This is a genomic window from Ferviditalea candida (assembly GCF_035282765.1).
In the GTDB taxonomy this organism is placed as follows: domain Bacteria; phylum Bacillota; class Bacilli; order Paenibacillales; family KCTC-25726; genus Ferviditalea; species Ferviditalea candida.
In genome coordinates, this window is sequence record NZ_JAYJLD010000007.1 from 130,939 (window position 1) to 155,954 (window position 25,016).

The window sequence follows — 25,016 nt, forward strand, 5'->3', positions numbered from 1 at the left end:
AGGAGAATACCGTGAAAGAGAACATCCATTCATTGAGGGAAGCACTATACGACAATCGCTATGTGGCTGACGATGCCTTGGCGACAGTATTGTATCTGGCGGGGCGCTTGAGGCGCCCTCTTCTTTTGGAAGGGCCTGCAGGAGTGGGAAAAACGGAATTAGCCAAGGCAATGTCTGAAATTCGCGGAGGCAGTTTTATCCGTCTGCAGTGCTATGAGGGTTTGGATGCCGCTCATGCGCTTTACGATTGGGACTATCCCAAGCAATTGTTGATGGCGCGCGGAATTTATGAAAGCGGGGAGGGGCGCCGGCCTGTGAATGATCTGTATTCCGAGTACTATTTGATTGAGCGTCCTCTCCTCAAAGCAGTCCGCTCACAATCGGACTCCGTTCTGCTGATTGATGAGGTGGACCGCACGGATGAGGAATTTGAAGCGCTGCTGCTGGAATTTTTGGCGGAGTTTCAAATCACGATTCCGGAATTAGGGACGTTTCGAGCCGATGATCCGCCGATGGTCATTCTCACCTCCAATCGGACACGTTCTCTTTCCGATGCGCTAAGAAGGCGCTGTCTTTACTTCTGGATCGATTTTCCGAGCTTGGAGAGGGAAATTGAAACCATCAAGCTGCGCGTTCCCGGACTTTCCGATGAACTGATCAGGCAAATTGCCCGGTCTGCCAAAAAAATGAGGCAATGGTCTTTGCTGAAACCCCCGGGAATGGCTGAAACGATTGAATGGGCGGAAGCCATGGTTGAATTAAATGCGGACAGCTTGAATGAGGAATGGCTGTCCTTGACATTGGGATGTGTGATAAAAACCCAGGAAGATATGGAATTCGTCAGGCAGAAAGGTTTGTCGCTTTTATGGAATTTATAGAAATCCTATTGAAGTCGATGGTTGAGCAGGTTCAAAGCTTTGGTCCGTTTTTGCGAAAAAACGGTTTTCGCGTTAGCATAACCGAAAGCTTGAACGCCGCTACGGCATTGACTTTGTTGGACATTGAATCGATGGAGCAGGTGATGGACGGCTTGCGTTCCATTTATGCGAAATCGCCTGCAGAATGGTCGGCATTTCCAAGCCTGTTCAAACGCCATTTTTGCGTTGATCAGCATACGCTCAAGCTACCGAAAACGCTGGAGGAGGATCCCGGGTTATCCAACGCCGGCAATTCCTATAGGGAGGTTGCTTCCTCCTTTCAAACGACAGGAGGATTGCTGCCTGCCTACAGTCCGGATCTGGGTCAACGCTATCCGATTCGGATTGTGAATGAAGGCGGGTTGGGAGAAATGCTTCACTGGGCCGAAAAATCGGTGCTCCAAATGAAAAGGCCGCGAAGCCGCCGCTTTAAAGAAGGGAGACGTCCGCGGTTCGATTTCCGCCGTACGCTGCGCAACGCGGTCAAAAACGGCGGAGAACCGTTTGTGCTTTTTAAGCGCGAATACCGGCAGGCGCGTCCGCAAATCGTCATGGTTGCGGATATCTCGGGATCGATGAAAGCCTACGCCGATTTTTTCCTGACGATGGCCTGGGCGTTCATGCAATCCCGTGCCAGGATAGAAGTCTTCGTATTCAGCACGGATTTGAAAAGAATCACTCCGTATTTATCTCATAAGCTGTTCAAGGGAATTCCGGAGGAACAATTGATGGGTTTGAAGGGCGGTACGCGCATCGGGTTTTCTTTATCTCGCCTGGCCAGCCGTTATGAGAGTCTGCTGCGTAAAAATACGCATTTGATTATCGTTTCCGACGGCTTTGATACCGGCGATCCGCGGGTGCTTCGGCAGACCATGGATTATCTTTCCAAACGGGCGGGACAGCTCGTTTGGATCAATCCGCTGCTGGGCGAGCAGGAGTACGAGCCCGTTTCGATGGGAATGAAAACCGCACTGCCTTATCTGGACAGATTCGTTGACATCCACGACCGCAAGACATGGGCTGAGGCAGTAAGGACGAATATATTTTCCGGAAATCGGTCTTGAATAAAATCACATTTCATGTAAACTAAGCTTATGAACGATAAATTCCAGTCCTTAGGAGGCTAAGCCTGTTGTCTCGTTTAACTGCATCTTCCACATTTCTTGCCGGGCTGCAATGGCTTTTTTTTATGTTTACGAACACGATTGTTATTCCTCTTTCACTAGGGGCGGCGCTGCATTTATCCTCTTCGGAGATCACTTCCTCAGTTCAGAGGTCCTTTATCTACACGGGTATTGCCTGTCTTCTGCAGGTTTTTTTGGGACATCGATTCGCACTGATGGAAGGACAATCCGGTTTGTGGTGGGGGGTCATTCTCTCGCTTGCTGCAATTGCCTCCTCTTCCGGTACGGATTTGGGCGTTGTCGGAGGATCTTTGGCGACGGGCATCATGATCGCCGGATTGCTGATAGCTTTGCTGGGCGGTCTGGGGATCGGTAAAGTGCTGAACAAAATCTTCACGCCTATCGTCATGAGCGTATTCTTGCTGCTTCTTGCCAGCCAGTTGATTCTCATTTTTTTCAAAGGCATGTTGGGCCTCAGCGGGAACGGGCAAATTTCGATACCGGAAGCGGGGTTGTCGATTTTTCTTGTGCTGCTGGTAACGTGGCTGAATTTGAAGGGCAAAGGACTGATCAGCAATTTTTCCATCTTGATCGGCATTATTGTCGGATGGCTGATCCATTCGCTTTGGATTCCATCTTCCGCGTTGAGTACAACTGCTGACGGCGTTCTCTTCGAATGGTTTCCTTGGGGGAGTCCGCAATTGGAATGGGGAATCGTCATTACCGCAGTATTAGCCGGTCTGTTGAATACGACCAATACGATTGCCACCTTGCGCGAGGCGGAGGATTTATTCGAAAAACCGGTATCCGATCGTATATATAAACGTTCTTTTATTGTTACCGGTATAAATACGACAATTTCCGGTATATTCGGGCTTGTTCCTTACGCTCCTTACACGTCCTCAATCGGTTTTTTGCGTACGACGAGAATTTTGGAGCGGTCCGCTTTTATCGTTGGATCCATTCTTTTTATGATTCTCGGATTGATACCCGCATTGGGCTCATTTTTTTCTACGCTTCCAATGAGTGTGGGGGATGCGGTATTGTTCGTCGCGTATCTCCAATTGTTCGGATCGGCGCTCCGTTACCTGGAAGGAATTCGCTTTAATTCCAAAACCATCTATCGAATAGCCGCACCCACTTTGTTGGGGATTGCCATTATCAATCTCCCCGCAGCATCGTTGAGTTCGATTCCCATGTATCTTCGTCCGCTGTTAAGCAACGGTCTTTTGATGGGTATATTGGTTGCCATTATTATTGAAAATACGGTGAACTGGTCCTCCTATGAGATTTCGAAAGTAAAGCAGGAAGCGAGGAATAAAGCGTGTTAGGTTGAAGACGGTTGCGGTCATGGAGAGGATTGTTTTGCTCCGGCCAGCCCAATACACTTTGTAATTTATGCAATTTGTTTTCTAGGATAAATTGCTGAATGTGGTATAATATAGGTCAGTTCAAGTAGTTAAAGCGCTTACTTTGAAATTATTCGCAATGAGGAGGAAAAATGGACATGGAACTTACATTGAACACGGCCAGAAAACTGATTGAAAAAGGAAAGGAAAAAGCTGGCAAAAATTTCGGCAGGCCGATCTGCATTGCGATCGGCGATGCTTCGGGTTCGCTGCTGACCTTTGACCGTATGGAGGGTGCGCCTTTACGCAGTATCCGCATTTCTCAACAAAAGGCGTACACGGCGATTCGGATGGGGGTTTCTACAGACGTTTTTCTTTCAAGGCTGCAGCAGGATCGGCTGGAAATCAGCTATTATTGCGATCCCGGATTGACGGCTTTGCCGGGCGGAAATCTGCTGAAAAACAAATCCGGTAAAATTATCGGTTGTGTGGGAGTAAGCGGTCTTGCAGTGAGTGAGGATCAGGCGATTACGGAATACATAGCCAAATTGGTTTCTGAAGAAAATATCGATTAATCCTTCGATTTGTCGAATGTTTAAAAACAAACCGGTGCTGAGAAGCATCGGTTTTTTCGGTGCGCCTTGCAGTCGCACAATCTAGGTGGTTCAAATCCACCCGGTAACTTTACCCTTTGAAGTGCCGTAGCCGAAGAAGAGGTCCTACCTCCGACAGGATAAGGACTGGCAGGGTGTCCATAAGGGGGAATCCGAAGGGCCTGCAGGCAAAGTCCAGCCCGGAACAATACGTAAACCAGAGGTGGCGGAGATGTTGGGTAACCCGCCATGAAAACGGGGAAACCTATGCGACGGCATACCTTGCAGGAAAACACGAAAAGGGATACGACCTGCAAGGCTCATCGACGTGATTAGGGTCAGGATGGATGGAACAGAATGTGACGATGACCGAGGGAAGTCTCGTAGTTAACTCGAGGAACGAACTGAAATCGGAGGCAAGCAGTATAGTAATTAGGGGCAAACAAATCAAAATTCCGGCAATGTATATGCGGGGAGGAACCAGCAAGGGCGTTCTTCCGGGGGTTCTGACCATGAAACCGGTAAAATCAGTTACACAACGTTCCAAACGTCAATCATAAAAGACAACCCCGCCGGGGTTTACTCTTGGACTAATAATTTTCTCCTTGACATCAGCGGGGGATTGCGATAATCTAATAACGACTTTCATATCAAAAAAAATTGATGAAGGGCGTGCGAGCATGAAGCAATGCATGACGGTCATGCCACGTGTATGCTGCGGAGATATCCCCTTGTTGGAAGCTTCCGAAGCCGAGCGTCTGGCAATGACGGCAAAAGCGCTGAGCGACCCGATCCGGGTTCAAATAATTCACTTTTTACAAGGCCGTTCGGACCTGTGCACTTGTGAATTTGAAGAGCTGTTGGGACTGGCTCAGTCAAAGGTGTCTTATCATCTGAAGATTTTGCTGCAGGCCGGATTGATTGAGCGTGAAATTTACGGTTCATGGAGCCATTATAAGCTTCGCGATCAAGATTTGCTGAATAAGCTTGAGGCCTTAATCAAAAAAAATTGATGAGCAACTGGGAGACGCCCGCATGAAGGGGAAACACGAATTAACGAAAGGCCCGATTGTCCCGACTCTAATGAGATTGACGCTGCCGATTATTGCGACCAATTTTATATCCACGACCTATGGGCTTGTCGACATGATATGGATCGGGAGGCTGGGAAGCGGACCGGTTGCGGCCATTGGGACGGCAAGCTTCTTCGTCAACCTGGCGGCGGCCTTGTTTACAATGATCTCCATCGGAACCGGAGTCAAAGTCGCGCACAGCATGGGGGCGGGCAGGGAGGATCAAGCAAAAGAGCTGATTCACAGCGGATTTTGGATGTCCATGGGCTTGGGCATTCTGTATATGCTGTTTATCTTTCTGGCAAAAAATCAGCTGATCGGTTTTTTCGAATTAGGCAGCAGAGAAGTCGAACGCATGGCGGCTCAATTTTTGACCGTTTCTGCAATCGGTACAATCTTTACTTTTTTTAATCTGTTGTTCGGCTCCGTCTTGAATTCAATGGGAAACAGCGGAAGGCCGTTCCGTATATATACCGTCGGTTTTGTTGTCAATTTGCTGCTGGACCCCCTTCTCATATTCGGAATAGGCGGCTTCAACGGATTGGGCGTGGTAGGCGCAGCGCTTGCGACGTTAACGGCGAATATGATCGTGACGGGTTTGTTCGGGGTCTATGTTTACAATTCACGCCTGTTATCCAAAAAGCTGACATTCAATAGGAATCAAATGAAACAAATTCTTCGGATGGGAAGCCCGATCACGGTGCAGCGCGTTGCATTTACCGTCATTTCTATTATCATTGCCAAAATTATTGTCCAGTGGGGACCGGATGCCATTGCCGTTCAAAAGATCGGCATTCAAATTGAATCAATCTCCTATATGACGATTGGCGGTCTGCAAGGTGCGATCGCAGCCTTCATCGGTCAAAATTATGGCGCCAACAAACAGGACCGAATTCAAAAAGGGTATCGGAATGCTTTGATCCTAACATCGATCTTCGGAATTCTGATTTCGATCCTTTTTATTTTATTCCCGAAGCAGCTTTTTTCATTCTTCCTGACGGATGAGGCCAGCCTGAAGCTGGGCGCCGATTATATGAGAATCATCGGATTCTCGCAATTGTTTATGTGCATGGAGCTGATGACGGTCGGCGCCTTCAACGGGATCGGAAAGACCCATATTCCGCCGATTTTCAGCATTGTTTTGACGGCCTTGAGGATTCCGATGGCACTGGTGTTATCAGGTCCGTTTGGACTCAATGGCGTATGGATGTCGATTGCTTTAAGCAGTGTGCTGAAAGGGAGCATTCTGGTCTTCTGGTTTATGCGGTCTCTCAGAAAAATCGATGAACCGCTTGTCAATCAATCTTTAAAGGCGATGTGAAGGAAGGTAAATAAAAGATGGGTATGTTGAACAGTCAATTTTTGCAAATCGTGAAGGACCATGACTTGCATGCGGATATTCTGCGAGGCAAATTCGGTCTGGAAAAAGAAAATACCCGGGTCGACAAAGACGGGAAGCTTGCGCTGACTCCTCATCCGAAAGCTTTCGGCAGCAAAATGGAAAATCCCTATATCAAGACGGATTTTTCGGAAAGCCAGATTGAGATGATTACACCCGCTTTCGATACGATTGATGAAACCTATAATTTTTTGGAAACCCTCCATGATATTGTGACGCTGGAGCTGCATGACGAATATTTATGGCCGAGCAGCAATCCGCCGGAGCTGCCGGATGACGAGGAAATCCCGATTGCCGTCATGAATGATCCCGTTGAGGATCAGTATCGTCTTGAGCTGTCGCGAAAATACGGCCGGAAAAGACAGCTGCTCTGCGGAATCCATTACAATTTTTCGTTTGATGAGGCTTTTTTGGAAAGCTTGCATCGAGAGACGGCTTTGCCGGAACAAGACTTCAAGGATTTCAAGGACGCTGTCTATATGAAGGTCGCACGGAATTTGCTGAAATACCGTTGGCTGCTCATCCATTTAACCGGGGCCAGTCCGGTTTTTAATAAAACGTATATTGAGCGGTGCGTTCAATTGGGAGATCATCTTGATGAGGAAAGCCGCTTTTTTCCGAACATGAACTCGTTGCGCAACAGCGTGTGCGGATACCGCACGGGAAAGCCATTCTATGTTTCCTTCAATTCGGTTGAAGAATATGTCAGGGACTTGCAGTCCTTGGTTGATTCCAACGAGCTGCTGAGCGTGAAGGAATTTTACAATCCGGTCAGGGTGAAGCCGGCCAAAAGGGATGACTTCTTGCAGGACTTGCTGCAGAACGGCATAGCCTACCTGGAGCTCCGGATGATTGATTTGAATCCGTTATACAAGAACGGGATAAGCAAAGAAACGATGCAGTTTATTCATTTGTTTCTGGTCTTTATGCTGCTGATGGATGATGAGCCGTTTGGCGAGAAAGAACAAAAAGTGGCTGCCCTTAATCATGACAGTCTTGTAAAGGATGGCATAACGGGACAGTTCTATGGTGAAGGGAACCGCTTGGTTACTTTGCGGGAAAAAGCGCTGGTGCTTATGGGAGAAATGGAGCAAATGGTGCAGGTGCTGAAGCCCGACCACCAGCCGTTTATTCGCCTGCTTGAACTGGAAAAGCAAAGAATTCAGCATCCGGAGCTCAGTTTTGCGGCGATGGTCAAATCGGAGATCCAAAAATCTTCCTATCTTCATTATCATCTGGGGAAAGCAAGGCAATATGCCAAGCAAAGCGAAGCCAACGGATATCAATTCATCGGCTATGAGGACCTGGAGCTTTCGACACAGCTTTTATTGAAGGCGGCGATTAAAAGAGGCATCGAGTTTGAATTGTTGGATCGGGAAGACAATTTTATTGTGTTGAAAAAAGGCGGCCATCAGGAATTTGTAAAGCAAGCCACGAAAACTTCGCTGGATTCGTACAGCACCGTTCTCATCATGGAAAATAAGCTCGTCACCAAGAAAGTCCTGAAGCAGCATGGCATTCGCGTTCCCAATGGCAGAGCATATCATGAGCTTGGCGAGGCGATGGCCGATTACGGGTTGCATCGGGATAAGCCGATCGTAATCAAACCGAAGTCGACGAATTTTGGGTTGGGCGTTACGATTTTCACCGGCGGCTGCTCGAAAGAGGACTATCGAAAAGCGTTTGAAATGGCCTTTGAGCATGACCGGACGGTGCTGCTTGAGGAATTCATGACTGGAAGGGAGTATCGTTTTCTTGTGATGGGCGGCGAGGTTGTCGGGATTTTGCACCGGGTGCCGGCCAATGTCGTCGGGGACGGCATTCACACCATCGAGCAACTCGTCGACGAGAAGAATAAAGATCCGTTAAGAGGCACCGGCTATAAAACTCCGCTTGAACGCATCCGTTTGGGCGAAGTGGAAGAAATGCTTTTGAAAAACCAGTCCAAGAGCCGCACAGATATTTTGGCCAAGGGCGAGATCGTTTATTTGCGCGAAAACTCCAATATCAGCACGGGAGGAGACAGCATCGACTATACGGACGACATTCCGGAAAGCTATAAAAGGATTGCCGTTCACTCCGCAAAGGCTGCAGGCGCCACGTTCTGCGGCGTGGATATGATGATCGACAATATCGCGGCGGAAGCTTCGGAAACGAATTACAGCATTATCGAGATCAACTTTAACCCGGCCATCCATATTCATTGCTATCCGTATAAGGGCAAAAATCGCAAGGCTGATGAAAAAATTCTCGATTTGCTGTTTGGAAAAATTTAAACTCACCTCTAAAAGCGGTCGCTCATCATTGAATTAACCTCGAAAGAGGTTTTTTTATGAATGCGTTTACTATTGAAAAATGGTACTATTTATACGACTACTTAACTAGAAAAGCGGGGAAAGGAATGGGTATGCGAAAAACGATCATATCATTTCTCATTGTCGGATGCCTCGTTTCTTTTGTATTTTCCGTCTATTTTGCTTATCGGGTTGTGCATGAGCATGCCTATCTGCCGTTCCAACCGGAGCCTTCCGCATCCAACCGCTACCGGATTGCCGTGATTTCCAAGGATACGGACACGCCATTTTGGAGCGAGGTAAAGGCCGGGGTGCGATTTCAAGCCAACCGGCTGAGGATGGATATTCTTTTCTACGGATCCTATCGGCCGAATCCGAGCGAATTATTGAAAAACATGGATATTGCCATTGCATCGAAAGTGGACGGCATCATTGTCGAAGGGATGGATACGCCGGAATTCGCCGGAAAAGTCCTTTCCGCCCTGGAGAAAGGCATTCCCGTGATCACCATTGCCACGGACTCGCCTTCCAGCCTGCGGAGGGCCTATGTCGGATCAAATGATTTTCAAGACGGCGTCAAAATCGGAACCTACATCAAGCAGCATCTGAGCGGACATAAACAAATCGGAGCGGTTTTGGGCGATTCCGTTAACAGCATGGAAAATCTCAGACTGAAAGGCTTGATTTCCGCTTTAAAGGATGACGCGGATTTGCAGGTTGTCATGGCCGAGCCTAGCGATGTGAACGACGTCAATCAGGAAATCAACAGTTTGTTGAATGAGCATCCGCAAGTCCGGGTGCTTGTCGGACTCACCTCGGACGCCGGAGTTGGGATTGTCAAGACGGTGAAGAATCGCGCCGCCTTGGCCGGCTATTCGATTTATTCTTTTGACGACACCCCGGATATCATTCATCTCCTGCGGCAAGGCTTCATAAAAGCTACACTGCAGCAGCAGCCCAGAACCATGGGGGAGAAAAGCGTTTCGCTGATCGGCCAATGGCTGAGCGGTTCCGGACTTCCGCTCGAAAACAATTATTTCATCTCTTCCAATGTGATTGTCGGGGAGGGAGAGAAATGAATTCGATCCATAAAAAAATCATGGTTTTGTCGCTGATCAGCTGGATTATCATGGCGGGCTTCTGGCTGCTGATGACGTATTACAATCATAAATCGATCAGCCAATACAACAGTATTCTGCAGCGCTATTTGCTGATGAACCAGGTTCAAAACCTGAGCTTGACTTCCATGAAATCGCTTAACGAATATATGGACAATCCGGCAAGCAGCCTGCTGGCGCAATATCAAGCCTCCTTGAGAAAATTGCAGGACGCAGGAGGGCAACTGTCCAGCTTGAGAAACGACAGCAACAAGCTGACGCTGAGCAGCTACGCGAACATGCTTCGCAGCCAAATCGAAGAAATGAATCTCGCCATCATGTCCGTGCAGGGTGGGCGCATGGATGCAGCAGCCGCTCACTTCAACGAAGCAACCAAAATTTCCAAGTTTATTTCAGAAACGACCCTGGATTTGTTGAGCCAGGATATCTCCGCGTATGACGAATTTTACCGAGGCATTATCCGGCAAAGCACGGACTTGAGCAGTATGGGCTTCTGGACGCTCTTCATGGCCACCTTCCTTCTGCTGCTCTTCTCTTACCAGTTCGCCGGCGGCATTACCAAACCGATTTTGGCGCTGACGTTGGCGGCAAGAGACATAGCGAGAGGGAACTTTGACAATCCGATCGAGATCAAAACGAATGATGAAATCTCCTTTCTGGCCCATACCTTCAACCGAATGAGAGTGGAAATCAAAAATCTGATTACGGAAATCCAGAACAAGGTGCAAATCGAGAAGGATCTGCAAAATCATAAGCTGCTGCTGAAGGAAAGCGAGTTGAAAAGCCTGCAAAGCCAGATCAATCCCCATTTTCTTTTCAATACATTGAATACGATTTCGAAATGGGCCTATTTGGAAGGATCGAATGAAACGAGCAGACTGATTCATTCGGTCGCCCAGTTGCTGCGCTATAATTTGCGCAAACTGGACAGCTCCGTTGTGCTGGCCGACGAGATGAACGGTTTGGTTGAATATCTTACGATTCAAAAGGCCAGATTTATTGACCGCATCCATTATTCCATCGAGATGGACGAGACGTGCAAAACGTTCGAGATGCCTTCTTTGACGCTTCAGCCATTTGTCGAGAATGCCTTCATCCATGCCATCGAGCCCTCTGAAAGTGGAGGAAGCATTATCATTCGCGCAAAGGATCAGGAGCTTCATGTGGTGATCGAGATCATAGACGACGGAGCGGGAATGCCGGAGGAGAAAATTCAAGCCATTCTCAGCGGCACGGCGAATCCTTCATTTAAAGGCCATTCCACAGGCATCGGGATCAACAACGTCATTCAGAGATTGCGGCTGTTTTACGGCGTGGAAGATATCATCCGGATTTCCAGCGCGCCGGGCTCAGGCACGTGCGTGACGCTTTATTTGCCGAAGATGAAAGGAGGAGAAGGGGAGAACCATGATCAAAATCTTGCTGGCTGACGACGAACCGATTGAGCGGATGGCCTTGGAGAAAATCATCGAGAACGGCATACCCAATACGAAAATTGTGGGACATGCGGGCAACGGGCGGCAAGCCATCCAGCTGGCGGAGGAACTTGACCCGGACATTATTTTAATGGATATTCAAATGCCGGGAATCAACGGGCTTGAAGCGATCAGGCAAATCAGAAGCAGTCAACAGAAAACTGACCATGAGGAGCGGAAATTCATCATCGTTTCCGCCTACGACGAGTTTGAATACGCCAGGCAGGGCATCCGGCTCGGCATCAAGGATTATTTGCTGAAACCGTGCCTGCCGGTGACGATTGTCGAGACCGTGCAAAAAGTCATCCGCGAGCTCGAACAGGAGCGGGAAGCAAAAGCCCATCAGGAACGGATGCAAAAATTGCTGCCGATTGTCGAAACGGATTTTGTCATCCAACAGCTTTATGACTATGTGCATGAGATCCATTTGGATGAAATGATGCAGCTGCTCGGCTGCAATCGGGATCAACGCTGCTATGTCCTTTTGCTGTATATCACGGACCGTGCCCATGGGACGGAACCGAAACGGGAATTGGCCGAGCGGCTTCACCGGGCGGTGAAGGAGCAAATCCACCGCAAAGCCAAGGGATGGGTCGGACCCTTGACGGGACGTCAGCTCCCCATTCTGCTCTTTGTCGATCCAGACCAATCGTTTCGGTCTCAAGCGTCCGTAACGGCTCGGGATTTATTGAATCTTTCCGTCCGGTTTCCGTCCTGCGATTTTTTCATCGGCATCGGCAATTCCCAGGAATCCTTGCGCGAAATCAAGCATTCCTATCAAGAGGCGCTGTTGTCGACAGCGGATTTGGGCCTTCCGTCCCGCTGCCGTTTTTTCGAGGATCTGCCCGGCCTGAACAGGCAAGAGGAACACATCCGGCAAACCGTTGTCCTGGAGAAGGCGATTGTGGAGGAGGTCAGGATGGGGAATATGGAGGCGCTCGGCCAGCTTCTGAATCAGCTGATCGACCTGTTCGAAACCTCGGGCATCAGCCTGGTTGAAGCGCAGCAGAGAACGTTGGCCATGCTGCTGATCGCCTCGAGAATGATTCGGGAAACCGGTGTGAATGCGGATCAGCCGATCTTTTCTTTTCAAATCGAATCGTATCCGCAGCTTCGCGTGGAAGCGTCCTGTCTGCTGGAAAAGCTGATGAAAGTCATCGCCGCGGCCAGAAACGACATCGAACCCGACGTTGTGGCGACAATCAAAAAGTATATTCAAGATCATGCCCATGAGGATATTTCGCTGGAGATGATTTCCGAGCATGTTCGGTTGAGTCCTTTTTATATCAGCAAAATCTTTAAAGAGCAAATCGACGTCAATTATATTGATTTTCTTACGGAATGCCGCATTGAAAAGGCGAAAACGCTAATGGCCGAAGGGGAGCTCAGCTTGAAGGAAATCGCCTACGACATCGGATACAAGGATCCCAACTATTTCAGCAGGGTGTTCAAAAAAATGTGCGGCATCACGCCGAAGGATTATCGAAATCGAATCAGATTGAAGCAATCGCATACGGATTCTGCAAAAAAATGATAAGCGAGAGGTTCTTTTAATGAAAAGCTGGATCAAAACGAGCGGCATTTTTATTCTTATCCTGACGGTGATTCTTTCTCTGGCCGTCTTTTCAGCAGGGAATAAGCAGACGGCACCGGACAGCGGCATAAAGACTCGGACTGATTCGCAATCCGGTAAAGCCCAAAAAACAATCGTCGTCGGATTTTCCATGGATACGCTGGAGGAAGAGCGCTGGCGGAAAGACAGAGACTATTTTATCGCCTCCGTCCAAAAGCTGGGAGCCGACGTGAATGTGCAGGCGGCAAACAGCGATGACGCCAAGCAGCTGGCTCAAGCGGAATATCTGATCAGCCAGCATGTCGATGTTCTGGTGGTTGTCCCGCATAATGCCGACGCATCCGCGGCCATCGTGGCGAAAGCGCACGCTGCGGGTATCAAAGTGCTTTCCTATGACCGTCTGATCAAAAATTCGTCCGTCGACCTCTATGTCTCCTTCGACAATGAGCGGGTGGGACAAATGCAGGCTGCGGCCATCACGAAGCTTGCTCCTAAGGGCAGCTATGCGCTGATCGAAGGCGCCGATTCCGACTACAATGCGCATCTGTTCAAGCAGGGACAGATGGACATCCTGCAGCCGTTGATCGACAAGGGCGACATTCATGTCGTATACGACCAATGGACCAAGGAATGGGAGCCGACCATCGCTTTGGCGAATATGAAAAACGCCCTGAAGTCCAATCTGAACCATATCGACGCGGTGCTCGCCGCGAATGACAGCACCGCCGGAGCCGTCGTTGAAGCCCTAAAGGCGCAAGGCTTGGCGGGTAAAATTCCGGTCTCCGGACAAGACGCGGATTTGGCCGGCTGCCAGCGCATCATTGAAGGCACCCAGACCATGACGGTTTACAAGCCGATCAAAGCGCTTGCCGAAAAAGCGGCCGAATTGGCCGTCGATTTGGCGAACGGCAAAAGCGTAGCCACTGTAAGAACGATCAATAATGGCAAAATCGACGTCCCCTCCATCCTGCTGGATCCGATCGCAGTGGATAAAACGAATATGGATGCCACCGTCATTTCGGACGGTTTTCACAAGAAAGAAGAAGTATACAAAAATGCAGGTAGGCAGTGAAACCACCTACTTCAAGAGTGGCTGCAGCCCAATACCACGCCCTCCAGCATGAACTAAAGAATGGGTACGATCCAAGGACGCCGTAAGGCGTCTTTCTTATACCACATAAGAATTTATAAGTTTCCGATGCCCGCTGCCGATTCTTCCAACCTGCTGCTAAGTCAGCACCGACCGAATGAGTGAGGACGCCTGATATGCGGTCATCCCGAATTTCAGCGAATCCTCCGGACGGATGCGGATCTCTACGCTGACGGCTTCCTCCAGCAGTGTATTGGTCCATGATCCGTACCTTTGATTTGCTTCACGGCTGCGGTTATGATCGCCGCTGCAATGAACCATGGGGGGAAGGAATCGAAGTAGAAGGATGAGCTGAGGATGATAAGGGGAGCATGGGTATGAGCCGGAGAGTTTACGTGCTGCCTTTGAAATGGTGTTGTTGCCTCGAACCTGTCTATTTATATAACACCATTTCAACAGCAGCCGAAGGCCATACCCATCTTCCTAAACAGCGCTAAAGTATGGGTTTCGTTATTTCAGTCACCCGAAGGGTGATTTTGTTCTGTCAGGTGTCCATGCCTTTCTCATGGCACCGACAAGGATAGAACAAAATTGTACAGATCGGATTAAAAATATGCTACTTGTTTGCAGCAATCGAGCGTAAATAACGTGCTATCATCATTTTGAAATCCAAAAAGAGAGGGGTAGTCAGATGAAAAGAGGCTTGAAAGCGATATCAATCATGGTGGTCGTCGTTTTGCTTGCCATGGCAGCCGCCGCATGCGGCAGCAGCGCAAACAAAGTGGATGTAGGCATTGTATTGCCGACCAAGGATGAGCCCAGATGGGTGCAGGATGAGCAAAGATTCAAGGATGCTCTAAAAGGCACGAATTACTCGACAGAAATTTTGTTCAGCCAAGGTTCCTCCGCGAAAGAAAAAGATAATGTGGATTCCTTGGTTGCCAAAGGCATCAAAGTATTGATCATTTGCCCGCAGGACGGCGACGCAGCCGCAGCGGCAGTGGAAGGGGCCCAAAAAGCAGGCGTTAAAGTCATCTCCTATGACCGACTGATCACCAACACGAGTGCAGTCGACTACTATGTCACCTTTGACAGTGTTGCAGTTGGTAAAGCGCAAGGCCAATACCTGATTGATCATGCCAAAGGCAAAGGCGAGCCGTTGTACCTGTATGCCGGGGCGGCATCCGACAACAACGCGTTCCTGTTCTTCCAAGGCGCATGGTCTGTTCTTCAGCCGAAAATTGCCGACGGCACCTTCAAAATCGCCAACTCCAGCGAAGCTGTTGCTTTGCAGGGAAATTCCACCCTGACTCGCGATCAGGAAAGCAAAATTATCGGTCAGATCACGACAAATTGGGATGCGAATGAAGCGAAAAACAAAGCGCAAACAAATTTGACGGCAGCTGCAGCCGACATGAAGGGCGATGTCGCGATCCTGGCTCCGAATGACGGAACCGCACGTTCCATCGCCGATGTATTCGCTTCGGACAAAGCCGTTACAAGCTATGTGGTTACCGGACAAGACGCGGAAAAAGCGTCCGTTCAATACATCATTGACGGCAAGCAATCGATGACCGTATTCAAAGATGTCCGCACACTTGTCAAGGACGCCATGGGCATGGCCGTTTCCCTGCTGGATGGAAAAACGCCTGAAACAACCGGATCTTACAACAATGGCAAAATCGATGTGAAAGCCAAACAAACGAACGTCATCGTTGTCGACAAGAGCAATGTCAAGAGCGCGCTCATTGATTCCGGATATTACCCGGCAAGCGATTTTAAAGGTCTGCAATAGAAATCCGGCGCAATGTGGACGGGAATAGTGATGGACGCGTCTATCGCGTCTATCGCTATTTCTCTATTCTATGAGCGTGTTAAGGAGTGCAGTGCGATATGGGCAAAACCATCTTGGAAATGAAGGGAATATCCAAAGAATTCACGGGGGTCAAAGCGCTTTCCAATGTCAACTTCAAAGTGGAGAAAGGCGAGATTCATTGCCTTGTCGGTGAGAACGGCGCCGGAAAGTCCACCTTGATGAAAGTGCTGAGCGGCGTATATCCGCATGGAACCTACGAGGGTGACATCATCTTCGAAGGAGAGGTTCAAAAATTCTCCAAAATCAACGACAGCGAGAAAGCGGGCATTGCCATCATTCATCAGGAATTGGCGCTGTTTCCCGACCTTACGGTATACGAAAATATATTTGCCGGCAATGAAATCAGGAAAGGTCCGTTTGTGGACTGGAATCAAACGGTTGTGCGCGCCGAAGCCATGCTGGAAAAAATCAAGCTGAATATCAATCATGAGTCGCTCATTAAAGATTTGGGCGTCGGCAAGCAGCAGTTGGTTGAAATCGCAAAAGCGCTGGGCAAGGATGTCAAGCTGATCATCCTGGACGAACCGACAGCCGCGCTGAATGAAAATGACAGCGAAAATTTGCTCAGGCTTCTGCAGGATTTGAAAAACCAAGGAATTACCTCCATCATGATTTCACATAAATTGAAGGAAGTTTTGGCCATAGCCGATAAAGTCACGGTCTTGCGCGACGGTCAGACGATCTGCACATTGGACGCGGCGAAAGGGGAGCTTTCGGAAAGCTTGATTATCAAAAGCATGGTCGGCCGTGAAATCGACGACATTTATCCCAAGAGAACAACTCATCATTTTGGAGAAAAAATCCTTGAACTCTGCAACTGGACGGCCTATGACCCCAAGCTGGGCCGCAATGTCGTGGAAAATGTGAATATCCATGTCAAAAAAGGGGAAATCGTCGGCATTGCCGGTTTAATGGGAGCCGGGCGGACAGAATTGGCACAGAGCATTTTAGGCAATCCGAAAGGCTATAAATTGCAAGGCGATTTATTTTTCGACGGAATCAAAAAAGTGTACCGGCATCCGAAAGAAGCGATTCAAGCAGGGATTGCCTATGTTACGGAAGATCGAAAAGGAAACGGATTATTCTTGATTCAAGATATCAAGCAAAATATTACCGTCTCCAATCTTCATGTGATTTCTTCGCAAGGATTTATCAATACCAATGAAGAAGTCAAGGTTTCCAATGAGTATAAACAATCGTTGAACATAAAAGCGCCTTCGATTGAACAGCTGGTCGGAAATTTGAGCGGCGGCAACCAGCAGAAGGTGTCGCTGGCCAAGTGGCTGTTTGCAGGGCCGAAGCTGCTGATTCTGGACGAACCGACCCGCGGAATCGATGTGGGAGCGAAATTTGAAATTTATACGCTCATGAACAAGCTGATCGGCGAAGGGTTGAGCATCATCATGATCTCATCCGAACTGTCCGAGGTGCTGGGCATGAGCGATCGAGTATATGTAATGGCTGAAGGCAAAATTAAGGGCGAGCTGTCTGCGGAAGAAGCGGATCAGGAAAAAATCATGCAGCTGGCCACGCTATAGGGGGAAGACCTGTGAATATTGTTAACGAAGCGAGATCGCTGCTTAAAGCGAATATTCGCGAATACGGCATGTATATCGCGCTGTTTGTCATCATGCTGACCTTTTCCATCCTGACGGACGGGCTTTTCATGTCCTCCAGAAACATCAGCAATTTGATCGACGCTACAGGCTACATTGCCGTGCTGGCTGTCGGCATGACGCTGGTCATAGTCATTCGGCACATTGATTTGTCGGTTGGATTCGCCTCCGGATTTTTGGGCGCAATAGCTGCGATCCTTCTCACTCAGGCCGGCGCTCCCGTTTATTTGACGATTCCCATTATCCTGGTCTTAGGAGTCGGGATCGGTTTAATCAACGGCTTCCTGGTTGCCCAAGTGGGCATACCGGCGTTTGTGGCTACCCTTGCAGGGATGCTGTTTTTCAGAGGGGCGCTCCTGCAGGTGACGGAAAAAACAGGAACGATCATTATTAAAAACGACCATTTTAACGCTATCGGCAACGGATTTATTCCCGCGATCGCAAAAGTGCACGGCATGAATCTGCTTTCCCTGATTATCGGCGGGTTGATCATTGCCGCTTACATCTTCGGCGAATTATCGAAGCGAAGAAACAAGCTGAAGTACAAGTTTGAAGTGATCTCGAAAAGCATGTTTTCTATAAAGCTGGTATTTGTTTCCTTCATCATTGCCTATATCACCTGGATTTTGGCGAATTACAACGGATTTTCCTGGACGGTGATCATCGTGCTGATCGTCGTTGCGATTTATCACGTTTTGACGACTTCCACCGTTCTCGGCAGGCATATTTACGCGGTGGGCAGCAATCCGGAAGCCGCGAACTTAAGCGGAATCAGCGTGAAGAAGATCACTTACTTCGTATTTGCTTCCATGGGGCTGCTTACGGGACTGTCGGGCATTCTCTTTACCGCGCGCTTGCAGTCCGCCACGACGACGGCGGGTACATTATTCGAGCTCGACGCGATTGCGGCAGCATTCGTAGGCGGCGTATCCGCAGCCGGAGGTGTCGGCAAAGTGACGGGCTCAATTATCGGAGCCATTGTCATGTCCTCTCTCTCCAACGGGATGAATTTGATGGGAGTCGGCATTTCCTATCAATATATGATCCGCGGGCTGGTGTTGGCCGCCGCCGTGATCTTTGATGTCGCCACGCGCAAAAAAAGGGGTTAGACAGTTGTACAAGAGGCTTTCGGAATGATGGCCGGAATACCGCATTCTCGATCGGTGGGGCAGCTTATTATCTGTTTGGCGGAGGCGGTTGGGATAAAACGATGGCGGCGGTCGTATTGTTCAGCTTTTTGCATTTTACGGGCAGCGCTTTTTTCGTCAAGACGGTATTTTGCGGGATGTTCTTTATCGCCATGCTGGCTTCCGTTTGGCTGATACCCAAGCTTGCGTCTGCAAACGTAGAAAGGTTAGTGCATAGAAAACGTCGGCTGCGCTAGGCTCGGAAGGGGTACTTAGGCAATTCATCCGGGACAAGCTGACTTACGAGGAAGTAAAACGCCGATTTGAAAGGAAGGGCTATACGCTTTTATCGACGCCTCACGAAGGAAACAACATCCAATGGACGCCTTTTCTGTACTCTTAGTATAATAGGAACTAACGTTCTTATCGGGGGTATCGTGATGGAGTTTGTACATCTGCATGTACATACGGAATATAGTTTTCCGGAAGCCGCATGCCGATTGGAGGAGTTGATTCATCAGGCGAAGGAGTGGGGGATGACTTCGCTAGCAGTCACAGACAAAGGCGGGATTCACGGAGCCATCCGCTTTTATGATTTGGCGAGGAAATATGGCATTCATCCGATCATTGGCTGCGAAATGAAAGTGGGTGAAACAGGTGAGTCTTTACTTCTGTTGGCGGCAACAAATAAAGGATATGAACAAATCGTTCAATGGTTGAATAGCGGCTTCAATCCATGCGAAGCTCCAGGGGGGGATGTGATCTCGCTAAGCGGAGGACGCGGAGGAATCATCCATCGACTGCTTTCGAACGGTGAAATGGATCAGGCCGAAGAGAGAGCGTTGGAATATGCAAGATGGTTCGGAACCGAAAATTTTTATTTGGAACTTCAAAATCACGGTGTTGAAGAAGATGGCACTTTGACCGCAAGAACGGTTCAACTTTCCCAAAAAACGGGGATTCCGCTCGTTGCCGCCCATGAAGTTCGTTACCTTGCTCCTGAGGATGCATCTCTGCTTCCTATTCTGCAAAACTGCCATCCTCGTCGGCAATCGGGCGCGGGCTCTTTTTATCTTCCCTCTCCGCAGGAAATGAAGGATAAGTTTCACGATCTGCCAGAGGCTTTGGCGAATACGGTGCGAATCGCGCGGCGATGCCGGTTTCAATTGGAATCGGGAAGGAGCAGACTCCCGAAGTTCCCTGTCCCTGAAGAGGAGCATGAGGAAAACTTGTTGAAACATCTTTGCAAGGAAGGCTTGCGGAAACGTTTTGATATGGATGCGATGGATCCTTCGGAACAAGAGCGGATCATGAATCGGATGAACAAGGAATTGGATGTCATTATCAGCCGCGGATTGGCTTCCTATTTTCTCATCGTTTGGGATATGGTTCAATTTGCGCGGCAAAGAAAAATTCCCATCGGACCGGGGAGAGGTTCCGCAGCCGGTAGCCTTGTGGTATATTTGCTTGGCATTACGGAAGTCAATCCGCTTGTTTACGGACTTTCTTTCGAGCGGTTTTTGAGCCTGGACCGTCCCGATTTGCCGGATATCGATCTTGATGTTTGTCAGATCAGACGCTCCGAAATCCTGCATTATCTAAAAGGTAAGTACGGGGCAAACCGGGTTGCCCACATCGGTGTTGTAAACACTTTCGGTACCAGAGGGGCCGTCAGAGAGGCGGGGAAATGTTTGAATCTGCCTTCTGGACACATTAACCTTCTTGCGAAGCTTCTTCCTGCTTTCTCCGGAAAAGGAGGAATCCGCCATTGTCTGGAAACGCTGCCTGAACTGCAAAAGCTGCCGATGGACCAAGAACCGTACAAATCTTTGTTCCGCTTGGCTGAACAGATCGAAGGATTGCCCAGAAATCACTCCGCTCATCCTTCGGGTATTCTGATTGGGGATGAAGATTTGGCGCGCACGATCCCTTTGCAGCAAAGACCAAACGGAGAATGGATGACCTCCTTGACCAAAGAAGATATTCATGCGCTTGGTCTATTGAAAATCGACTTGTTGGGATCGCGAATTCTCAGCGTCATTCGTGATACGCTTCAGGCAATCAAGGAGCTTTCGGGCAAGGAAATGGAAATGGGGGATATTCCCCTGGATGATCCGGAAACCTTTCGAACCATGGAAAAAGGGAATACGATCGGCTGTTTTCAATTGGAAAGCATGGGAATTCGGAATCTGATGCGGAGGATGCGGCCCGAAAATCTGGAGGATCTTACCGCGCTTGTCGCTCTGTATCGTCCGGGAGCTTGGGAAGAGGGCATCGTGGAAACTTATCTTCGAAGACGGCGAGGGGAAGAAAAAAGCGATTTTTTATTGCCGGAAATGGAACCGATTCTTTCGGGCACTTACGGTTTGATTCTATATCAGGAACAGGTGATGCAAATCGCTCATGCGGTAGCCGGCTATTCGATGGGAGAAGCGGATTCTTTAAGAAGCGCGCTCTCCAAAAAAAGGATGGATGCCCTGGAATACCACCGGGAACGATTTATTCGCGGCGCGATGGAACGAGGACGGTCGGCAGAACGCGCTTCCGCCGCATTCCATTTTCTGGAGCGGTTTGTGGGATACAGTTTTGTCAAGGCGCACAGTGTTTCCTATGCCTGCCTCTCCTACTGGACCGTCTATTTGAAAACGCATTATCCAAAGGAATATATGGCCTCTTTGCTCAGCTTGCAAGGAGGCTATTACGATAAAAGGGTATATTACAGAGAAACTGCAAAAATGGGAATTTCCCTGCTTGGGCCGGATGTGAACGAGAGCGGTGTTGGTTTTCGAGCCGGGAAACTTGGAATTCGCGTAGGTATGGATGCCATTAAAGGAACCGGAGTGGAAGCCGTTGCTTCCCTTTTGCACTCCCGCCGGAAAGACGGAAGGTTTGACTCCCTGCAGGATCTTATATCGAGGATGAAAACCCGCCGGATCAAAGGTTCGGTTCTGGAAGCGTGGATCGCTTCAGGAGCGTGCGATCGTTTGGGAAATAACCGGAGGCAAATGTTAAAGTTCTTGAATGATTCCAATTCCGATTTATTTGACGATGAATCCCCGGATTCAGTTGATGATTTTTCCAAAAGTGAAAGGAGAAGAATGGAAAAAACATGGCTTGGGTTTTCACTAGATCCAACCCCCTCGGAAAAGTGGCGGCAATTTTTGAAACAGTATCAAATCGTTCCGATTGAAGCTTTGGGCGATCTGAAAAACAATACCCGGGTCCGGATCTGCGGAACCGTGATTCACAGCAGGCGTCAGCCGGCAGGTGACCGGGACTATGTCTTGTGGCTTGTTTTGCAGGATCACTCCGAGATGGCCGAAGTTGTTTTGTACCCCAAAATCTACAAGCATGGCTTATATGAATTGAATCCGCAGGGAATTATAGTGGAAGGAATTCTGCGGATCGAGGAAATGACTTTCCGAATCGTTGCAGAAAAAATCAAAGCGCTCGGAGGTTGACCCATGCTTCTCATCGGAACTGCCGGTTACAGCTATGAGGATTGGCGGGGAATTTTTTACCCGGAAAAGTTGAATAAAAAAGAATTGCTGCAGTATTACGCCCGTGAATTTCCATTTACGGAAATCAATACGACCTATTACAGAATGCCTGCCGCATCGATGCTGCAAAAGTGGCATGAGCAGACGCCGGAGCATTTTCAATTCGTGATTAAAGCCAACAAGGGGATGACCCATGAACGGGAACAGAATGAACCGCTTTTTTCCGAATTCAGGGAAGCTTTAAAACCGCTGATTGAAGCGGACAAACTCGGCTGTGTTCTGGCTCAGTTTCCGACGAGCTTTCGCAACAAGGACAAGAACCGGGATTACTTGAAGCAGTTCAAGGAATGGCTGGGGAACATCCCGGTTGCCGTTGAATTTCGGCACGAAGAATGGATTGAAGAAGGCGTTTTCCGGCTTCTGGAAGAAGAAGAGATCGGATATGTTTGTGTGGACGAACCGCAGTTCAAAACTTTGGTTCCTCCGGTAATCAGAGCTACAAGCCAAATCGGCTATATCCGCTTTCATGGACGCAATTACAAAAAATGGTGGCATCATCAAGAATCCCATGAACGGTACGATTACTTATATACCGAAGAGCAATTGAAAGAATGGGTTCCGAAAATTTTAAAGCTTGCGGAGCGGACCGAAAAGACCTTTATCAGCATGAACAATCATTACCGGGCGCAAGCTGCGATCAATGGCCGCATGTTGAAGGAGCTGCTGGAGAAGCGGATGTTGGAAGCGGAAATGTCGATGAAGGAAGCTTCCAAGGATGAGGTGATTTTGATATGACGGTCGCCATGATCACCTTGGGCAGTATAACCGATCTGCGAACCTTGAATGACGTCTGTACCCGTACTTTTCTGCCGGCAGCCGGGGAAAACATTGTTTTTGGCGAAGGACCGGAACATGCGAAATTCATGCTGATCGGGGAAGCCCCGGGGGAAGAGGAGGCCGAATTGGGACGCCCTTTCGTAGGCAATGCCGGCCGGCTGCTCAATAAATATTTGCAGGAGGCGCAAATCTGCAGGGAGGATTGTTATGTGACGAATGTGTTAAAAGTCAGGCCGCCCGGCAACCGAACACCGAGAAAATCGGAAATCAAGGAAGCTTTGCCGTTTTTGATCCGTCAAATCACGTTAATTCGTCCCGCAGTCCTTGTTTGCCTGGGGAGCGTTGCCGTTCAGGCGGTGATCGATCCGAAGGCAAAGATCACGCAAATCAGGGGAGAATGGCAGGAAAAGTACGGAATCAAAATAATGCCCACCTATCACCCGGCGGCGGTTTTTCATGACGAAGACAAAAAAGAATGGCTGAAAAAGGATCTGACCGAAGCAAGAAAGCGGGTTTACTAACGTAAGCAAATCCGAAATGGGCAATTATGTCAAAATGATATTGCAGCCCAAAGCTGCTTTTTTTTATGGAAGAAAACGGCGAAAAAGTTCAGGAAAAATGTTGAATTTCAGTATAAATAAACCGAATTATGTCATGTTGTAAGCAGACAGCTTTTGTTGTAATATATGTTTGTTCTATGATTTATAAATTCAAGGCGATAGAGAAAATAGTAAATGGAAGGGGACGTCAACAATGTTTTTCAAAAAGAAAGGTTTGATTGCAGGTTTGGCGTTTTTTTTGGTCTTGACATTTGCTTTGAGCGCTTGCGGAGGCGGGGCAAACAACAATGTACTGCGAGTGGGAGTCGATGACAGCTATCCTCCAATGGAGTATAAGGATAAGGACGGCAAAACAACGATTGGCTTTGATGTCGATGTTGCCAAGGAATTGGCGAAAAGACTTGGAAAAAGTGATGTGCAGTTCATTTCAAACGACTGGACAGGAATTTTTGATGCGCTGGAGACGGACAAGTTTGATGTAATCATATCCTCTGTAAGTATCAATGAAGACAGGCAGAAGAACCATTCGCTCACAAACCCTTACATAGCCAACAAGCTGGTTATTGTAACCAATAAGACGACTACGGATATCAAATCGCCTGAAGACCTGAAAGGCAAAAAAGTGGGTGTGCAGGCGAGCACTACTTCCGAAGATTTTTGCAAAGATCTCATAAATCAAGGCAAACTTGAAAAGGACAACTTGACATCTTATCCGCTTGTAACGCAGCCTTTTATGGACCTTGAGGCAGGCAGGCTGGATGCGGTTGTGGTCGATATCGTCGTTGCAAAATACTATATCTCAAACAATAAGGATAAACTGGCTCTTGTATGGGAAAGCCCGGATGCGGAGCCGATGGCGTTATGCTTCAAAAAGAAAGATACCGAGCTAAGAGACAAGGCGAACCAAATTCTTGCGGAGATGCAAAAGGACGGAAGCATGAAGAAAATATCTGAAAAATGGTTCGGTGAAGACGTTACTGCCAATTTGAAATAACATTTGATGACAAGCTTATACCGGGCAGGCTGAATATGGTCAGCCTGCCCGAATCATCTTTTATGATCATTATCGGGTGCATGGGGAGTTGTTTAAAACTTGGAATTTTTGAATGATTTTTTGGGATATATGCTGTTCGCCGCTTCATTATATGGCGGGAAATAGCCATGGATTCGCCATTCGGTTTGGCGGAGCCAAACCGAAAATGTACCCGACAATAGCCTAATCCCTTCTGTACAATGTCGTGGGAGTAGGCTATTGTTGTTTAAAAAAGGAGAATGCTCCCGTACCTTTGGCGAGGATGAGCGGGAGCATTTCACACTACATGATCAAACTACTCCACTTCGGCCGTTCTTGCAAGGCCTATTTACGTATGTACGAAAATGGCTCCCCCGACGTATTGATTTGCTGCGAGGATTGCGGACGTCATCTGCATAAACATGGACGGTACTTCCGGTCGGTTACGACAAAACAAGAAGTCATCCGAATCCCCATCTACCG

At 48.5% G+C, this 25,016-nt stretch carries 20 protein-coding genes; 19 read left to right on the forward strand and 1 reads right to left on the reverse strand.

What is annotated here, in order from left to right; genetic code table 11:
- Positions 1 to 11: 11 nt before the first annotated feature.
- The 11 genes from VF724_RS06980 (at position 12) to xylF (ending at position 13,987) form a co-directional block, all read left to right on the forward strand.
- On the forward strand, positions 12 to 878 hold the full coding sequence (locus VF724_RS06980) for an AAA family ATPase (protein ID WP_371753512.1): 867 nt from the start codon (positions 12 to 14) through the stop codon (positions 876 to 878).
- Positions 866 to 1,981, forward strand: a complete 1,116-nt coding sequence (locus VF724_RS06985) for a vWA domain-containing protein (protein ID WP_371753513.1) — start codon at positions 866 to 868, stop codon at positions 1,979 to 1,981. Before VF724_RS06980 ends, VF724_RS06985 begins: the two co-directional genes overlap by 13 nt.
- Positions 1,982 to 2,049: 68 nt before the next feature.
- On the forward strand, positions 2,050 to 3,372 hold the full coding sequence (locus VF724_RS06990) for a uracil/xanthine transporter (RefSeq protein ID WP_371753514.1): 1,323 nt from the start codon (positions 2,050 to 2,052) through the stop codon (positions 3,370 to 3,372).
- Positions 3,373 to 3,548: 176 nt separating this feature from the next.
- Positions 3,549 to 3,965, forward strand: coding sequence for a GlcG/HbpS family heme-binding protein (locus tag VF724_RS06995; RefSeq protein ID WP_371753515.1), 417 nt, complete (start codon positions 3,549 to 3,551; stop codon positions 3,963 to 3,965).
- 698 nt (positions 3,966 to 4,663) lie between these two features.
- Positions 4,664 to 4,996 carry an ArsR/SmtB family transcription factor gene (locus VF724_RS07000; RefSeq protein ID WP_371753516.1) on the forward strand — a complete coding sequence of 111 codons (333 nt, stop codon included), beginning with the start codon at positions 4,664 to 4,666 and terminating at the stop codon, positions 4,994 to 4,996.
- Positions 4,997 to 5,018: 22 nt separating this feature from the next.
- Positions 5,019 to 6,377, forward strand: coding sequence for an MATE family efflux transporter (locus VF724_RS07005; protein WP_371753517.1), 1,359 nt, complete (start codon positions 5,019 to 5,021; stop codon positions 6,375 to 6,377).
- A gap of 17 nt (positions 6,378 to 6,394) precedes the next feature.
- Complete coding sequence (gshAB, locus tag VF724_RS07010) at positions 6,395 to 8,731, forward strand: bifunctional glutamate--cysteine ligase GshA/glutathione synthetase GshB (RefSeq protein WP_371753518.1); 2,337 nt, start codon at positions 6,395 to 6,397, stop codon at positions 8,729 to 8,731.
- Between the two features lie 56 nt (positions 8,732 to 8,787).
- The gene (locus VF724_RS07015; RefSeq protein ID WP_371753519.1) at positions 8,788 to 9,828 is read left to right on the forward strand and encodes a substrate-binding domain-containing protein; all 1,041 of its coding nucleotides are present in this window, start codon (positions 8,788 to 8,790) and stop codon (positions 9,826 to 9,828) included.
- Positions 9,825 to 11,297: a sensor histidine kinase gene (locus VF724_RS07020; RefSeq protein ID WP_371753520.1), complete on the forward strand. Its 1,473-nt coding sequence runs from the start codon at positions 9,825 to 9,827 to the stop codon at positions 11,295 to 11,297. The genes VF724_RS07015 and VF724_RS07020 overlap by 4 nt, the downstream gene beginning before the upstream one ends.
- Positions 11,275 to 12,876: a response regulator gene (locus VF724_RS07025; protein ID WP_371753521.1), complete on the forward strand. Its 1,602-nt coding sequence runs from the start codon at positions 11,275 to 11,277 to the stop codon at positions 12,874 to 12,876. The genes VF724_RS07020 and VF724_RS07025 overlap by 23 nt, the downstream gene beginning before the upstream one ends.
- Positions 12,877 to 12,895: 19 nt before the next feature.
- Complete coding sequence (xylF, locus tag VF724_RS07030) at positions 12,896 to 13,987, forward strand: D-xylose ABC transporter substrate-binding protein (protein WP_371753522.1); 1,092 nt, start codon at positions 12,896 to 12,898, stop codon at positions 13,985 to 13,987.
- A gap of 156 nt (positions 13,988 to 14,143) precedes the next feature.
- Here the strand turns inward: xylF and VF724_RS07035 are convergent, their stop codons facing one another.
- Entirely contained in the window at positions 14,144 to 14,326 is a 183-nt protein-coding gene (locus VF724_RS07035; RefSeq protein WP_371753523.1) for a hypothetical protein, read from the reverse strand.
- A 370-nt stretch (positions 14,327 to 14,696) separates the two neighbouring features.
- Between VF724_RS07035 and VF724_RS07040 the strand changes: the two genes are divergently transcribed.
- From VF724_RS07040 to VF724_RS07075, 8 genes are all read left to right on the forward strand, one after another.
- Complete coding sequence (locus VF724_RS07040; protein ID WP_371753524.1) at positions 14,697 to 15,800, forward strand: sugar ABC transporter substrate-binding protein; 1,104 nt, start codon at positions 14,697 to 14,699, stop codon at positions 15,798 to 15,800.
- Positions 15,801 to 15,898: 98 nt separating this feature from the next.
- Positions 15,899 to 17,419, forward strand: coding sequence for an ATP-binding cassette domain-containing protein (locus tag VF724_RS07045; protein ID WP_371753525.1), 1,521 nt, complete (start codon positions 15,899 to 15,901; stop codon positions 17,417 to 17,419).
- 11 nt (positions 17,420 to 17,430) lie between these two features.
- Entirely contained in the window at positions 17,431 to 18,606 is a 1,176-nt protein-coding gene (locus VF724_RS07050) for a sugar ABC transporter permease (protein WP_371753526.1), read from the forward strand.
- Between the two features lie 101 nt (positions 18,607 to 18,707).
- A complete protein-coding gene (locus tag VF724_RS07055; RefSeq protein WP_371753527.1) occupies positions 18,708 to 18,881 on the forward strand; it encodes a hypothetical protein in 174 nt (57 codons plus the stop codon).
- Between the two features lie 183 nt (positions 18,882 to 19,064).
- On the forward strand, positions 19,065 to 22,085 hold the full coding sequence (locus VF724_RS07060) for a DNA polymerase III subunit alpha (RefSeq protein WP_371753528.1): 3,021 nt from the start codon (positions 19,065 to 19,067) through the stop codon (positions 22,083 to 22,085).
- A 3-nt stretch (positions 22,086 to 22,088) separates the two neighbouring features.
- Positions 22,089 to 22,919 (forward strand): DUF72 domain-containing protein, encoded by an 831-nt coding sequence (locus VF724_RS07065; protein WP_371753529.1) that lies wholly within the window; start codon positions 22,089 to 22,091, stop codon positions 22,917 to 22,919.
- Complete coding sequence (locus VF724_RS07070) at positions 22,916 to 23,482, forward strand: uracil-DNA glycosylase (protein ID WP_371753530.1); 567 nt, start codon at positions 22,916 to 22,918, stop codon at positions 23,480 to 23,482. The genes VF724_RS07065 and VF724_RS07070 overlap by 4 nt, the downstream gene beginning before the upstream one ends.
- A gap of 232 nt (positions 23,483 to 23,714) precedes the next feature.
- Positions 23,715 to 24,515, forward strand: a complete 801-nt coding sequence (locus tag VF724_RS07075; RefSeq protein ID WP_371753531.1) for a substrate-binding periplasmic protein — start codon at positions 23,715 to 23,717, stop codon at positions 24,513 to 24,515.
- Positions 24,516 to 25,016: the final 501 nt, after the last annotated feature.